Annotated in this window: 16 protein-coding genes and 1 pseudogene; 15 read left to right on the forward strand and 2 right to left on the reverse strand. The window is 38.7% G+C overall.

The window, feature by feature from the left end; all coding sequences use genetic code 11:
* Nucleotides 1–10: 10 nt before the first annotated feature.
* The 9 genes from PTET_RS16985 to PTET_RS17030 all read left to right on the forward strand — a co-directional run bounded on the left by PTET_RS16985 (nt 11) and on the right by PTET_RS17030 (nt 6,171).
* The gene (locus PTET_RS16985) at nt 11–388 is read left to right on the forward strand and encodes a hypothetical protein (RefSeq protein ID WP_013462980.1); all 378 of its coding nucleotides are present in this window, start codon (nt 11–13) and stop codon (nt 386–388) included.
* Nucleotides 389–828: 440 nt separating this feature from the next.
* On the forward strand, nt 829–1,131 hold the full coding sequence (locus tag PTET_RS16995) for a hypothetical protein (RefSeq protein ID WP_013462981.1): 303 nt from the start codon (nt 829–831) through the stop codon (nt 1,129–1,131).
* Entirely contained in the window at nt 1,131–1,904 is a 774-nt protein-coding gene (locus PTET_RS17000) for a ChaN family lipoprotein (protein WP_013462982.1), read from the forward strand. Before PTET_RS16995 ends, PTET_RS17000 begins: the two co-directional genes overlap by 1 nt.
* Nucleotides 1,898–2,485: an SEL1-like repeat protein gene (locus PTET_RS17005; protein ID WP_096039009.1), complete on the forward strand. Its 588-nt coding sequence runs from the start codon at nt 1,898–1,900 to the stop codon at nt 2,483–2,485. The genes PTET_RS17000 and PTET_RS17005 overlap by 7 nt, the downstream gene beginning before the upstream one ends.
* On the forward strand, nt 2,482–3,099 hold the full coding sequence (locus PTET_RS17010; RefSeq protein WP_013462984.1) for a hypothetical protein: 618 nt from the start codon (nt 2,482–2,484) through the stop codon (nt 3,097–3,099). Before PTET_RS17005 ends, PTET_RS17010 begins: the two co-directional genes overlap by 4 nt.
* 72 nt (nt 3,100–3,171) lie before the next feature.
* Nucleotides 3,172–3,438, forward strand: a complete 267-nt coding sequence (locus PTET_RS17015) for a hypothetical protein (protein WP_013462985.1) — start codon at nt 3,172–3,174, stop codon at nt 3,436–3,438.
* Between the two features lie 60 nt (nt 3,439–3,498).
* Nucleotides 3,499–4,284 carry a hypothetical protein gene (locus PTET_RS17020; RefSeq protein WP_013462986.1) on the forward strand — a complete coding sequence of 262 codons (786 nt, stop codon included), beginning with the start codon at nt 3,499–3,501 and terminating at the stop codon, nt 4,282–4,284.
* Nucleotides 4,285–4,461: 177 nt separating this feature from the next.
* The gene (locus PTET_RS17025) at nt 4,462–4,974 is read left to right on the forward strand and encodes a DUF6795 domain-containing protein (protein ID WP_013462987.1); all 513 of its coding nucleotides are present in this window, start codon (nt 4,462–4,464) and stop codon (nt 4,972–4,974) included.
* Nucleotides 4,975–5,004: 30 nt separating this feature from the next.
* Complete coding sequence (locus tag PTET_RS17030; RefSeq protein ID WP_013462988.1) at nt 5,005–6,171, forward strand: lipase family protein; 1,167 nt, start codon at nt 5,005–5,007, stop codon at nt 6,169–6,171.
* Between the two features lie 13 nt (nt 6,172–6,184).
* On the opposite strand, the gene soxR is transcribed toward PTET_RS17030, so the two are convergent.
* Complete coding sequence (gene soxR, locus PTET_RS17035) at nt 6,185–6,643, reverse strand: redox-sensitive transcriptional activator SoxR (RefSeq protein ID WP_013462989.1); 459 nt, start codon at nt 6,641–6,643, stop codon at nt 6,185–6,187.
* A gap of 98 nt (nt 6,644–6,741) precedes the next feature.
* Here soxR and PTET_RS17040 point away from each other — a divergent pair, with 98 nt between their 5' ends.
* From PTET_RS17040 to PTET_RS17050, 3 genes are read left to right on the forward strand one after another with little or no spacing between them, the layout of a single operon-like run.
* The gene (locus PTET_RS17040) at nt 6,742–7,206 is read left to right on the forward strand and encodes a flavodoxin family protein (RefSeq protein ID WP_096039010.1); all 465 of its coding nucleotides are present in this window, start codon (nt 6,742–6,744) and stop codon (nt 7,204–7,206) included.
* A 47-nt stretch (nt 7,207–7,253) separates the two neighbouring features.
* Nucleotides 7,254–7,778 (forward strand): DsrE family protein, encoded by a 525-nt coding sequence (locus tag PTET_RS17045; RefSeq protein WP_013462991.1) that lies wholly within the window; start codon nt 7,254–7,256, stop codon nt 7,776–7,778.
* On the forward strand, nt 7,778–8,395 hold the full coding sequence (locus PTET_RS17050; RefSeq protein WP_096039011.1) for a GDSL-type esterase/lipase family protein: 618 nt from the start codon (nt 7,778–7,780) through the stop codon (nt 8,393–8,395). The genes PTET_RS17045 and PTET_RS17050 overlap by 1 nt, the downstream gene beginning before the upstream one ends.
* Nucleotides 8,396–8,430: 35 nt before the next feature.
* Here PTET_RS17050 and PTET_RS17055 read toward each other — a convergent pair.
* Nucleotides 8,431–10,679 (reverse strand): annotated as a pseudogene (locus PTET_RS17055) (TonB-dependent receptor).
* 280 nt (nt 10,680–10,959) lie between these two features.
* On the opposite strand from PTET_RS17055, the gene PTET_RS17060 reads away from it, so the two are divergent.
* The 3 genes from PTET_RS17060 (at nt 10,960) to treF (ending at nt 14,887) form a co-directional block, all read left to right on the forward strand.
* Nucleotides 10,960–11,967, forward strand: a complete 1,008-nt coding sequence (locus tag PTET_RS17060) for a LacI family DNA-binding transcriptional regulator (protein WP_010389326.1) — start codon at nt 10,960–10,962, stop codon at nt 11,965–11,967.
* Nucleotides 11,968–12,136: 169 nt separating this feature from the next.
* Nucleotides 12,137–13,375, forward strand: a complete 1,239-nt coding sequence (locus PTET_RS17065) for an MFS transporter (RefSeq protein WP_013462994.1) — start codon at nt 12,137–12,139, stop codon at nt 13,373–13,375.
* Nucleotides 13,376–13,390: 15 nt separating this feature from the next.
* Nucleotides 13,391–14,887: an alpha,alpha-trehalase TreF gene (gene treF, locus PTET_RS17070; RefSeq protein WP_013462995.1), complete on the forward strand. Its 1,497-nt coding sequence runs from the start codon at nt 13,391–13,393 to the stop codon at nt 14,885–14,887.
* Nucleotides 14,888–14,938 lie beyond the last annotated feature (51 nt).

A 14,938-nucleotide genomic window follows, 5' to 3' on the forward strand; every position in this document is an offset into this window, starting at 1 on the left:
GGTGTGATGTATGACTGAAATTAAGAGCATTAAACATATAATTAAAAGAGTATGGCGAGAGCCAGAATGTACCTTACTGTTATCTTCACAAGTTGACACCACACTGTATAGTGAACTTAGTAAAGAAATCCCAGATAAATATTTAGTTATAGAAGAAGTTTTTTGTGATGAAGAGCTAGATGATATATGGGAAAGCTTTAAAGGATATTTAAGTGAATACGAGGTTTTTCCTTTTCTAGGTTTATTTGGTGGGGCCGTTATATGTGTAGGTTATGGAGAGAATAACATTGGCAAAATATTTTATTTTGACTTCGACTTTGGTTGTTTGCAGTTTGACCGTGATGATTTGAATCAATTTATTAGTAAATTGAAGTGTGTTGATGCTTAGTTTTGTGAAAATTAGCTTGGTAACAAACAGAGAAATATATTTAAATTTTTAATTGTTCTCATTTAAGGTACTGCTGATGATATCTTATAAAAGAAATGATGTACGTATTGATTTAACACTAATGACAGAAAATTTCCAATCATTAAAGGATAGGGACGTGTTTCTTGATTGGTTTTTATTAGCATTAAGGCAAGCCCAGATAATAAATAAATTACGAAGTGTTGAGGTTTGTCCCAGATGCAAGACGTATATAACATTTGGTACTAATGGTAAAAAGATTTCCAGTTATGAATATAGGATTCCAAATGGTGAGTTTAATATTGTAATTAATTCGTCTATTTTACATCTTGTTTCAGTACATAATCTTGTACCTGATACTACAATTGTTTCTGCCTTAGAAAATTTATATTGCAAAGCACCTGAATATTAGTTTGTTCATTATGGCATGTATAAATATCAAAAATTTAACACTTCAAGACGTCGCTTCATTTACGCTAAAAAATAACCCCAGCAAGCAATTTAAAGAAAAATGGGGTGACGAGTATTTTAGCCGCGCAATGTCATTATGGCGTGGAGTAAAGGAATGTTATTCAAAAAGTAAAGAATGTAACTTCACTACACAAGAGCTTTTATTTGCAATGAACTATGAATATGCAGTTGCTCCTTACAGCTCTGAGAATAATAACGCTATTGAATTTTATAGATGGTGTTTTGAAAATTTAAATAAAATCAAGGATAGATAATGAATAAAATAAACACGGATGTAAATTACAGAACAATGGCCGGTAATGCGCGTTTAGTTATGTTAGGCGAATCGAGCCATAGTGCTGCTGGCTATAAATATGAGGCTATAAAAGCGATTAGGCAGTTAAAGGCTGCGGGTTTTACACATTTTGCTATAGAAATGCTGCCTAGCTCGATGCAGGAAAAAATTGAACTGTATCAACGAACAGGTAAAGGCTTTAACATAATACAGCAATATTTTGATAAATATTGGACACATGGTGATTTTACTCCTCAAGCCTATGGTGAGCTGGTAAAGGCGGCACGCAATGCAGGAATGAAGATAGTTGCATTGGATGTTTCTGTAGAAACGATGGAAGTAATGGATAGTGTATGCCCATCGACAAAAGCCGTGACTGGAGAGTGTTTTGACGCGCATACGTTTAGAAACGATCTTTGGGCTTATAATTTAGCTACAATCCTCAAGAGAGCTAAGCAGAATAAAATTGTTGCTTTTATGAGTCGATGGCACGCAGTTAAGAATTTAAAGTATCAAATAGGTATTGATTCTTTAATTAAAGAGCACGGTATTCAAAATGTTCGTTTTATTGATTTTATTGGTGGCTTATCTTGTTACAGCGACAGGCCGTGTAAGGGCATGTCTAGCCAACAAGAGACTTTGAAAGGACAATACTTCTACAAAGAGGGTTTTCCGTATGAAAGTACGGTTAAATCATTTCAAGTCCACCTACCAGAAAAGCGTATTAATAATGATGGGTCATTCCAATGGTAAAAGCACCAGTGACACTTGTGTTAGCAATTGGTTTTTTTATTTTTACGGATGCTAAAGCATCTATGTTTGCGAATATTGATATTAATGATCCGAACTTAACCGTTGAAATTGCAGCTAAGCAATGCGAAAAAAGCTATATGCACGCACCTAACAAATTAGAAGAATGGTGTGAAAAAGCTTACGAAATGGGTCACTTGGAGTCCTTGTATTATATTGGTATGTATACTGGGAATGGGTCCCGTTATTTAAATGAATTAAATATTCGAATTGAACAAGGTGAAGCTAATGCTATTAATACATTAGCTTGGTTATACCAAAGCGGCCGTTTAGTTAAAAAAGATTTAAGTAAAGCTGCACGCTTATACCAGCTTTATTTAGCACAAGAAAATAACCAAGCAATTACACTTAAAACTTCTACACATTTTGAGTTAGCTACAATTTATAGAAAGCTGGGTATGTGGGATAAAGTAATAACTCATACTCAATATGTAATTGATAAGGCAAAAAGAGAAGGTCGTAGGGAACTTGCACAGAGATGGCGAGATGAGGCTGAAACATATTTGAAAGAAAGTAATTTGTGAGTTTTTCACGCGTATATAGCTTTTCACTTGGCAGTCATGTGACAAAGTATTTATTAATTAGTGCACTGTTTACTTTTAGCTTAATTAGTAATGCCGCTGGCCCTCGATGGGATAATTCAATAGATATAAATGCTCCAGATTTGACTGTATTAGCTGCCGCAGAGCAGTGCCATAAAAGTTTAATTAACGCGCCTGAGTATCTTGAAGAGTGGTGTGAAAAAGCTTATGGAATGGGATACTGGAAGGCACTGGTTACACTAAGCCTCCATAATGGAGATGGAACTCGATTATTAGAGGAGGCCAAAAAGCGGGTTGCGGCAAAAGAGCCAAAAGCTTATTCAACTTTAGCTTGGTTATATGGCAGTGGTATGTTTGTGGAGCAAGATATTAATTATGCTATTGCCCTTTACAAAGAATTTTTAGCATTAGATGCAGAATTACCAAATTCGTTAGTTGCGGCTGCGCACTTTAAGTTAGCAAACTTATATGAATCGCAGCAGGATTGGCTTGCAGTAAATGAGCATGCACAATATGTTATTGACCACAGTCCTTTAGCTTATGATAAAGAACGAGCTGTTGATTTGATAAAGTTAGCTAAAAAAATTTTTGATTAAGAATAAATCATTGAATAAAAACTGATACAAAAAGGAGCTATAAACGCCAAATTAAGGCGCTATAGAATTATTATGGAACAACAAAACCAACATACACTAACCAACCTTGTATACGATATTTACGAGGATCCAACCAAAATTGAAGAGCATCAAGAGCTTATTCAACCATTATTGAGCGATTTAGTCGCAACTGCCCCTGCGGGTTTTGAAGGCATAGCGACGATGATCAATACCCACATATCAAACGGGTTTAAGTTTAAAAACCCTAAAATACAAAAGTTTGAGCTTGAGTCGGGCTTATTAAAGCTTAAAACCTACTTTCAAAAAATAAACCTTTAATTAGTTTCGAAATTGCCAATACTCTCGGCGCAGTGTGTTGGCAGTAATCAAGGATGATAAATGACTCTTATAAACACCTGCATTTTAATGCTGTTTTTACAGCCATTATTTGTTTATTTAGCACTTTTTAAACAGTCAAAATACAGCGTTGAGCCTAAAAGTTCGTTAGATAATGAAGATTCAATGTTTTTATTTATTGCCCCTGGCTTATCGGTTTTTTATCTTGATCAGTTTTGGGTCGCGCTGCTTTATTTAGGTAGTGTGTGCTTATTGGGTGTATTGCTAGCTAAAATTGTAGAAAGTAAAGCAAACAAGCGATTAACCAGAGACGATTCAATAGGGTTTATGGTCGCCAGTTTTATCTTTTTTGGAATGATAAAGTTAATTATTGTTGCGGTAGCGTATTTTTTTACCGATGACGCTTCAAGCGCGATAACAGAAGATTTAAGCCCAGCTAAAGAGCCCTCATTAACGATTAGCCAAATGTTTAGTGTGGATTATTTATATAGCCAGTTTAAACCTACGGTTTATTTTTTAGCATTAATGGTCGTGACCTTGGTGCTCAAAATTATTGAGTATAAGTTTTCTCTGAAGGAGGCGCTTTCAGGCATACTTATTATGCTAAGTGCGTTATTAGTCGGTATTTCCCCATTATTTGGCGAAGCTTATATATTAGGCTTAATTGCTAACTTTTTTATCTTTTTTATAGTGTGCTCTACATGTATTGAAATAGACAAAATAGGGGATGCATCGGGTGGCGCTATTGCTATTTTGTATGGCTATATATTAATGATGGGACTAGGGTTTAGCATTATATGTAAGCTGGTTTATGAAGTGTTTTTTTAGGGAAAGATTTATTGCTTGTTTTTTGCTCTAAATGCTTGCAGTGCGCTTTGTACCCAATTAGAATAAATTTTAGTTGAAATGGCAATTTCATTAACGCTGATAGTTAAGAGTTTAAAACGTCATTAAATAGCAATACGACACGTATATTTTGAGGCTAATAGTAGGGAGTTGTATATTTTGTTATCGCGTTTTAAAGCTTACTTTTTGGTAGTTGTATCTATTACTATTATTTTTACTACAACACAGGCTTGTGCAGATATGTTTGGTTTTTTTAATAAGCAGGATTTTGTTTTATCGGCTCCGATGAAGGGGCAGTTGTTAGATAAAGGGCAGCCTGTTGCAAATACTAAGGTTGTACGTGCGCTTACTTATGGTGATGAATATAAAGATGAAGCAATAACCGATGAAAATGGTTTTTTTACCTTCACAGAAAAATCTATAAAAACGAGTAAGCCTGCAAACATGTTTGATAATGAATCACTGGTTCAGCATGTTTATTTAGAAAATGGTACGCCTGAGGGCGTTGTACTTTGGTACACAACCGTGTCTATGCACGAAGGGAGTGATACCCTAAAAAACTTACTCGCTAACTTAGAGTGTGATATTGCCGAAGAGCCACAAACATACGACATACCTATAGAAGAAGCACCAGAGCATTTCTTTACGATATATGGTGCATGTAAAATGTAACTTTTAACATAATCATTTAAAGGGAATTTTATGAATACTTTAACTCCTACACAAGCTGTACAAGTTGCTTTGCTTGCTTATAAAGCAAAGAGTATTAAAAGTACCACGTTACTTAATAATTCTTTGCATCCTTCTCTGCGAGGTAGCTTTAACTTTGGGGTTAGCCCTGAAGCAGTACAAGGAATATCTGGTGGTTTTTTCTCTCATTTATTTGGTTTAAGCACTGGTTTTGGTTTGCTAGGACATGGCCAAGGGCTGTATCAAGGTGATTCAGTAATCACTATTCGCGGCACGGCCTCTCTTAGAGATGGCCTAACAGATGCACACTTTGGGTTAAGCGGTGGCTCTAATGGCAGTATGGTACATGCTGGGTTTAATAAAACCTTTTATAGCATGAAGCCCGCTTTACAAGAGTTTGTAGCGGCTAACATTCGAGACAAAATAACCGGCTGTGTGCACATTGTTGGTCACAGTTTAGGTGGTGCATTGGCTACGCTTTCAGCCGATTGGATAAAAGCAGAGTATTCGTTACCCGTTAAATTATATACATTTGGCTCGCCAAGAGTAGGGCTTGATAACTTTTCGCGCGCTGCTACTTCTCGTATTGATAAAATATACCGCTGTACACACGGTGCTGATCCGGTTACAAAAGTGCCTTTGTGGCCATTTTCACATGCGCCCTACAATGGCCAAGAAATTCGTCTTGATAACGGTCAAGGTCTTAAAGGCGCAGCCCACAAGTTAAGTGGTACGCCAGGCTATGTTAATACCGCAAACAGTAATGACTGGGGCAATTTAACTGTAAAAGCAAACCACTTCTTAAGCACACCGGTACGTTTAAAGTTTGAAGACAGAAACCAAGCTTCATTTAGTTCACACTGGGCAGATAAACTGGGCGCTGCGTTAGTTACCTTATTAAAAGATTCGGGTTACTACAGTGCTGTTGCGGCACAAGCAGCCATAGGTACAGGCTTAACTTTTTACGATATGCTCGCGCGAACGCTTGATAAAATAGCCAAAGCGTCAGCCTCATTTGCAACGCAAACCTTAGGTTTACTCGGCCACATGCTAGTGTTTGCTGGCAAAGTTATTAGTAAAGCCGTAGAGCTGACTTACAGTTTTATTAAATCAGTATTTGATTCAACTCTAGGGGCATTATATCGTGCTGCACGAGAAGGCTTAAATGGTCTAGATTAATGTCTTATAAGCCTTAATCTCGCTCTAACAAAATGGCACCACTTTGGGTTTCACCTAAGTGGTCGTCTTTGTTATAAATAGGGCACTTACTCATTGATAAACACCCACAGCCAATACAGCCATCAACCCGCTCACGTAGACGTTGCATGTAAGCAATGCGCTCATCAAGCTGTGCTTGCCATTGTTTTGAAAGTGCAGACCAGTCTTTTTGGGTAGGTGTGCGCTGCTCTGGTAACGTTGCCAGTGTTTGTTTAATTTCTTCCAGCGTGATCCCCATCGCTTGTGCCGCTTTTATAACTGCGACTCGCCTTAGTACATCTGGTTTAAAACGTCGTTGGTTGCCACTGTTTCGCCAACTGCGTATTAGCCCTTTAGTTTCGTAAAAGTGCAGTGTAGATACCTTAACGCCACTGCGTTTAGCGACAAACCCAACCGTTAAGTTGGCTTCAGTAAGCTTTTTTTGTACCGCCATCACTTTAATTCCTTTTAAAAATTAAATTATTTCTTATTGACCTGAACTTAACTTGAGGTTTTAAGCTTTGCTCCATCATAAGAAAAGGAGCTAACCCAATGCAAGAAAAATCAGCACACCATATCGCAATCATATATTCAAGTGGTCGTAAAAATGGCAACACTACCGCGCAAGTTAATGCCTATAGTAAGCAACAAAGCGGCATTGTTTTTTGCTTAGATGATTATGTTATTTCACCTTATCGCTACGATAAGCAGTATCACAATGATGATTTTTATAATTTGTTTGAAGTGTTACTTCGCTACGAACATTGGGTGTTCTCATCTCCTGTGTACTGGTATAACACCACGCCACAAATGAAAGCATTTATGGACAGGATCACAGATTACATGGATGATGAGGCGTTAAAACCGAAGCTTAGAACTTTACGTCAAAAGCAGTTTTCACTGCTGTCTAATGCCGCATCTCCCTCTGCGCCAGACGCATTTATCGATATGTTTAAACATACCTTTAATTATTTAGGAATGACTTTTAAATCGCATTCACATATTCAGGCTAGTTAATCACGTTAAATAGCGTTAGGCTAAACAAAAAGTAAAAAGGATGATGTATGAAAACGTTACTTATTGGCTCAAGCTTACTTTTGGCTAGCTTTAGTACTCTTGCTGCAGAGCCTGCGCCTGTTATTAAAGACTATGGTTATTTTTATAATGTGCCCGAGAATGTGTCTGATTTAAGCCAAGCGCAGTTTAAGATAGCTTTTGATGTAGGTAAAGGCGCTGAAAAGGGCGCGCAAAATAATCATATTAATTCGTTAGCGCGATTTATTAATATGCATGTGGCTCACGGCGTAAAACCAGAAAATATTCAGCTTGCGCTGGTGGTACACGGTGGAGCCAGCGTTGATGTACTGCAAAACAGTGATTATAAAGCTCGGTTTGAAAAAGATAACAAAACCGAATCTTTAATTAAACAGCTGCTTGCTAATAACACGCAGGTATATGTATGCGGGCAGTCGGCAATGCATATGAAGGTAGCAGCAGATCAGCTTATACCTGGGGTGAAAATGGCGCTTTCTGCGATGACTGCGCATGCGCAGTTACAGCAACAAGGCTATACATTGAATCCGTTTTAATGAATATTCTGTGTTTTGGTGATTCCAATACCTTTGGTATTTCTCCTGTTGATGGCAAACGGCTGAGCGAAATTGAACGCTGGCCTACTTTATTAAAGCAGCAGTTGGGCACCGGCTTTGAAGTGATTGAAGCCGGGGAGCCTAATCGTACTTTAGTCAATAACCCCCCGTTTATGGGAGATAAATCGGGCATTAAATATTTAAAACCGTATCTGGAAGCGCACACTGTTGATGTTGTTATTATTCAGCTTGGCACCAATGACTTAAAAGCACGTTTTGCACTGTTTGTTATCGATATTGGCAAAGCGCTTGAGGAGTTAATTTTAGCCATTAAAGCCTTTTATCATTGTAAAACAATATCAAAGATAATCATTATAAGCCCGCCCAAGGTTCGTGAAGTGGGAAGTTATAAAAGCATTTACGCAGGTGCAGGTAAAAAAGCTGAACAATTATCCATTGAGTTCAAAGCCGCCTCTGATCGTCACACGTGTGAATTTTTAGATTGTTATCCGCTGATAAAACCATGCAAGAAAGAGGGCATACACTTACCCGTTAGTGCGCATAGAGAGCTTGCTAATAGGTTGACACCTATAATAAAAAAAGCCGCCGTGTACTAAACACCGCGACTTTAATTTATTGCTTAGGGAGTGTATTAAAATGCGTAACTAACACTTAAGCGTGTTGTACGCGGCATAATGTAACGGCCATTGGGGGCGTCGGCATTGCGTGGGTCGCCTTCAGTGATGCCTTGCTCGTCGGTTAGGTTATCTATGGCTAATTGCAGTTTAATGCCTTCCATTGGTTCAATAATTAAACCTAAGTCTACTTTTTCGTAGCCATCAAGTGTCACGGTGTTTTCGTTATTACCAAAGCGGTCATCCACCGCTGAAATTGTTCCATATAAAGTGGCATACATGCCGTCTACTTCAAAGTCATAGCTTGGTGTTACACGTACTTGCCATTTAGGCTGGCGCTGTGCTTCATTGCCTTTATTTTCTGGACTTTCAGTGATTTCGGTTTGTTGTAATGTGGTATTTAAATTAACAGAAAAGCCAGATTCATGATTAAAGTTGTAATCAAGTTCAACACCATACGCTTCGTTGGTTAAAATTTCAGCCGGCACACCCGGGCGACTTACAAAGGTATCGCCTTTTACTTCATTGACAAAAAAGGTGGCGTAGAAGTCGGTAGAGTCTGAAATAAGCTTGTAACCTAGTTCGCCCTGCGTTACTTCTTTAATGAGTTTTTCACCCCCTTGGTATGCGCCAAAGTTATCTCTAAAGTCATCAAAATATGGCATTTTATAACCACGGTTAACACGTGCAAACACGCCCATGTCGTCATTAATTGAATAGTTTAAACCGGTTGTCCATGAGGTTTTACTTTCATCGTAATCAACAGTTTTAGTGATAATACCGTCAAGGTCTTCATCAACACTGTACTGCACATCATGGTTTTCTTTACGTACACCTAAATCAAGCGTAAATGCATCTGCAAATTTATATTGGCTTGTAAAGTAAAGGGCATTGGTGCGTGCATCGCCTGTTGAGCTAATATCGTAATTAAAACCACACCCGTCAGTGTTTTGGTTACATTCAATACCATTTAATAACTCACCACCAGCTTCCAGCACATGATACGCGGTATTACCTAAGCTCCACCAATCGCTCGCAGATGTGCTTGCTGTGTAATAACCAAAAGTGGCTGATAAGTCACCAAATTGTTTTGAAAAAGCTAAGTCGTTAGTAAACGAGCTTATTTCTTTTAATACTACCCAGCGACCCAGTTGCTGAATCGCAGTGTCACTAGCATATTCGGTGTTAGTTACCGCACCGAATGCCGTTTGGCCATTGTCGGCCACTTCACCAACGGTTGTTGCTGAACCATTGGGTACTAGGCCAAATGTATTGGCATCGCCTTTGGTAATATTGAAGCGATCAATAAATTGCCAGCCATTATCAAATTCAAGTTTAATACTACCGCCGGATACATGGCCATCCCATCCTCGGCCATCACCTAGGTCAATGTCGTGTGGTTGCGCATTTGGGCCGGTAAAAATCGTCGCTTGACGGTTAAGTGTGCCAAGTTGGGTATATTCAGCATCAATGCCATTAACATTGAGTGGTGTTGGTAGGTACCATGCGCCATGATCGTCTGTTTGACGGGTATAAAAGTTAAGCTCGCCATTGTCTAACTCTTTAGTAATGTTAATTGTAAATTGGCTGCCTTTTTCAGAAGTAAAGCCTGCATCACGGATACCAGGAGAGCTTTTAACATAGCCGCCTACCATAAAATATAGGTCGTCGGTGATTTCACCACTTACTACAGCATCAACCCGTTGTAAGTCGTAATCTGAGGTGGTGTATTTAAATAAGCCTTGAGTATCTTCACTGCCACGTTTTAATCTAAAGTTGGTTGTTAAACCAGGCTGACCATTGGATAGCACAGGATTAGGACCACCACGCAGTGCTTCCATTGTTTCGATCGTTTCATCGATTCTAAATAACGATGAGTTTTCTAAAAATGAAAGAGTAGGCGCAGGGTAAACTGGCGAGCCTTCAATACTGAGTGTTAAAAATGGCGCATCACCACCTCCTGGAAACCCACGCACAAATACGTTGGCACCAGACTCACCGCCAGAGCTTTCAACCCACACACCGGGAACGGCTTTAAATAAGTCAGCAGTACTTTTAGGTGATAATTTTATAATTTGTGATGAATCAATATTTGTTACAGCGTAGCTGGCATCAATCTTTCTGATCCCAACACCTGCGGGTGTACCAGAAACGCAATTCGCTCAACTTTTTTTTCTTTTGCTTGTTCTGCTGCAAGAGCAGCGTGTGTGCTTAGGGCTAAAGTAATTGCACAGGCTAGCATGCTTTTTGTTTTATTGAATTTCATGTGTGAGATTCCGTTTTTAGTGTGTTAAACAGTGTGTATTACAGCGAGATTGATTAAATTTTAATGTAAACAGGCTGTATAAATTGAAACTCTAGAGATAAATGCAAACGTTTGCAATATTTATTTGTAAATTATTTATTAATAAGGGCTGTTGTTTTATTGAGCGTAATTACACAAGAGCGTAATTTTTAAGTTAATGGGCAAGCCAGTAAAAAATAATAATGCTATATTGTCAGTAAGTTAGATATAGCAACAGCCGCAGTGGAGCGTTTAGGGTTTTATGAATAATAAAAAAATTAAATTAGCTGATTTAGCAAAGCTTGCTGGGGTGTCTACCTCAACGGTTTCGCGCGCGCTGAATAATAACCCGCTCATTAAGCAAGAAACCCGCGACAAGCTTCAGCAGCTTGCAAAAAAACATAATTTTAGCCTTAACACGGCGGCTAGCCGTTTGCGTACGCAAAAGACCAATGTTGTTGCCGTCATTATTAATCTTGATGAGCAAACCGAGCAATCAATCAGCGATCCATTTTTACTCAAGGTAGTGAGCGAAATTAACCTTGCGCTTAATCAACAGGGGTTAGAGTTGTTGTTATCTAACTCTATTATGGCGCAAGATGACTGGGCTAATTACTTTATTAATGGCCGCCGAGCAGATGGCATTATTGTTGTGGGGCAAGGAAAAAACCAAACTAATATAGAAGCGGCTGCCGATGCAGGTATTCCTTTAGTTGTATGGGGGGATCCAAAAACACAAAGCAATTATCCTATTGTCGGCAGCGATAACTACTTAGGAGGAATGCAAGCGACCGCTCATTTAATAGAACACGGTGCTAAAAATATTTTATTTTTAGGCGATCCTGAGCATGGTGAAATTAGTGAAAGGCATCGTGGTTACGCTGCTGCACTTTCTACCCATAAACTTGAGCAGCATGTTATATCCATTGATCTTACCAGTCGCTCTGCGTATCAAGCAATTAATCAATTATTACGTGAAAAAGGGTTGTATTTTGACGCGATTATGGCCTGTAGTGACATGGTTGCACTGGGGGCGATGAAAGCGCTGAAAGAGCGCTACGTGAGTATTCCCAACGATGTGGCTCTGGTTGGATTTGATGACATTGCCATGGCTGATATCAGCCATCCTTCACTTTCTACAATTAAACAAAACACCCAATTTGCTGCGACTTTGTTAGTTAAAAAGTTAATACAACAGTTTTCAGGTGAAAAAGTCGAATCACAAGTTATTGATATAGAGTTAATTACTCGCCAATCAAGCAAACGTTAATCTAGTATGCATGTATATTAATTGTTAAATTTAAAATGCAAACGATTGCAATGATATTTATTCTACTCTAAACTCAGGATTCACTGACTAACACACACGGTAATTTACCAGTTATGGGTAATTTGCTTTATAAACGTTATGGCGTATGTCGCTATAAACGAGGCACGCAATGAGTAAAATAAAAATCACACTGGCAATTGCTGCAAGCTATTTTATTTTCGCAATTTTATTAAATAGCGTAGGCACTGTTATTTTGCAGGCTATAAACACATTAGGGGTAAGCAAAACAGAAGCGTCGGTTTTAGAGGGGTTTAAAGACTTATCAATTGCAATAATGTCATTTGTTGTTGCTTCATTTATACCACGTTTAGGCTACAAGCTTGCAATGCTGCTAGCACTGATAGTTGTCGCTATAGCGTGTTTGAGTACGGCTGTAATAAGTGACTTTTACATGTTTAAAGTGTTATTTGCTGCTGTGGGTTGTGGTTTTGCGGTCGTTAAGGTGTCGGTTTATTCAATTATTGGCCAAGTGACTGAGGATGCAAATAGTCACTCATCATTACTGAACACCATAGAAGGCATTTTTATGGTGGGTGTATTAAGTGGCTATTGGGTATTCACCGCATTTATAGACCCTGTTGATAGCAATGCCTGGTTGAACGTTTATTACGTATTAGCAGCGCTTACGCTTTTGGTGATTATCAGTGTCGTAATAGCACCAATAAAGCCTGCTATCAAAGGTCAAAAAAGCAACTCGGGTTGGAGTGACTTTATTGCTATGCTCAAACTTACCTATCAACCGTTAGTGCTGATTTTTATTATTAGTGCATTTTTGTATGTGTTAATCGAGCAAGGGGTAGGGACTTGGTTGCCTACATTTAATAATCAAGTTTTGCAATTACCAGTAGCTATTAGTATTCAACTAGCGAGTATTTTTGCCGCAGCTCTTGCTTTAGGGCGTTTAGTGGCGGGCCAAGTATTAAAGCATATTCATTGGTTTGTAGTACTTAGCTGTTGTTTAGTTGCTATGGCTGCATTGATCATTATTACCTTACCACTAACGGAAAACTTACCTAAAAGCGAGGTGAATAGTTTATTTGATGCGCCTCTGGCGGCGTTTGTTTTGCCATTAATTGGCTTTTTTATGGCACCCATTTATCCGGTACTCAACTCAGTCATGCTCAGTGCGCTTCAAAAGCATCAACATGCTGCAATGACAGGGTTAATCGTTGTGTTTTCAGCACTTGGTGGCACCACAGGGTCGGTGATAACCGGGTATGTATTTGAGCACTTTAGTGGCCAGCATGCTTTTTATCTTTCACTTGTGCCCATTAGTTTAATTTTTATTAGCGTGATTATTTTTAAAAAACGCACCCATGCCATTTCACAACACGCAGTCAATAGTTAATAGATTAGGACAGTTATGAGTTTTTTTAATAGCCAATTATTTAAAGATGTACAAACACAGCACATATTTAGCGACTGTAAAACGTTTGCTGATGCAACAGCGCGTGTTGATTGGCAAAGTGCCTGTAAACAGTATGAGCAAATAGCACCCCTTGATAAAACTCAATTAAGAGACTTTGTTGATGCGCATTTTATAACAACACCCTTATTAACAATGAAAGGGGCTGCAAATACCACCAGTGTAAAAGGCTACATAAACTCACTGTGGAGCGGCCTTCGACGTGAAGCCGATACACCCAAAGCTAATTCTTTACTCGCTTTAAAGCACAGCTATATTGTGCCTGGTGGACGTTTTCAAGAAATTTATTATTGGGATAGTTACTTTACTGCGCTAGGTTTAATTGATGCAGATAAAAGTGATGTAGTAGAAGACATGCTACAAAACTTTATAGACTTAATTAACGATTACGGCTGCATTCCAAATGGTAACCGCAGTTATTATTTATCGCGTTCACAACCGCCTATTTTAGCGCTGATGGTTGATCTTTTATGGCAGCACACTCACAGTAAAACACATAATTTAGCTTGGCTTAAATTGTGTGTTGAAGCTTTAACAAAAGAGCACGCATTTTGGATGCAAGGAGCAGATACACTCAGTGATACGCAAACAAGTGTAAAACGCGTGGTAACAATGCCATGTGGTGGGGTATTAAATCGCTATTGGGATGATGAGGCGGCTCCTCGCGCAGAGTCATTAAGAGAAGACTTAGCGCTTGCATCAGGGTTTAGTGATGATAAAAAAACTGAGTTTTATCGTAATATTCGTGCTGCGTGCGAATCTGGGTGGGACTTTAGCTCGCGCTGGTTAGCCGAGTCAAACTTACTAAGCTCAATTCAAACGACAGATATTGTACCTATAGATTTAAATTGCCTACTGTACAATTTAGAAAATCAGCTTAGTGAATGCTTTAAATTGCTTGGCAATGAGCAACAATCACAAACGTACAGCGACTATGCTGTAAAAAGAAAGTCACTTATTAATCAATATCTTTGGAGTAATGAGCAGCGTTTTTTTGTTGATTATAATCATAAGCTATCTAAGCCGTCTGCTATTTTAAGTGCAGCGGCAAGTACCCCGCTTTTTGTTAATTTAGCCTCGCAACAGCAAGCTGAACTGGTTGCAAACGTATTGAGCGAGCAGTTTTTAAAAGTAGGTGGTATTGTAACAACGGTTGTTGATACTCCACAGCAATGGGACAGCCCGAATGGCTGGGCTCCATTACAATGGTTTGCGGTAAAAGGCTTGCGTAATTATGGTATTGATCAATTAGCTACACGCATAATGAAAAATTGGCTAACAATGGTAGAACAAGATTTTATTGAAAATAAATGCTTGTTGGAGAAATATAACGTATGCACACCGCAACAAAAAGCCAGCGGGGGTGAATATCAAGTACAACAAGGATTTGGTTGGACTAACGGTGTTACATCACGCTTTTATACCCTTTTATAGGGTAACTAAACTCATTGGCTCATACCAAAGAAGCATTGTGTTTTGTAGTTA

It is taken from the genome of Pseudoalteromonas tetraodonis, assembly GCF_002310835.1.
Classification (GTDB): Bacteria; Pseudomonadota; Gammaproteobacteria; order Enterobacterales; family Alteromonadaceae; genus Pseudoalteromonas; species Pseudoalteromonas tetraodonis.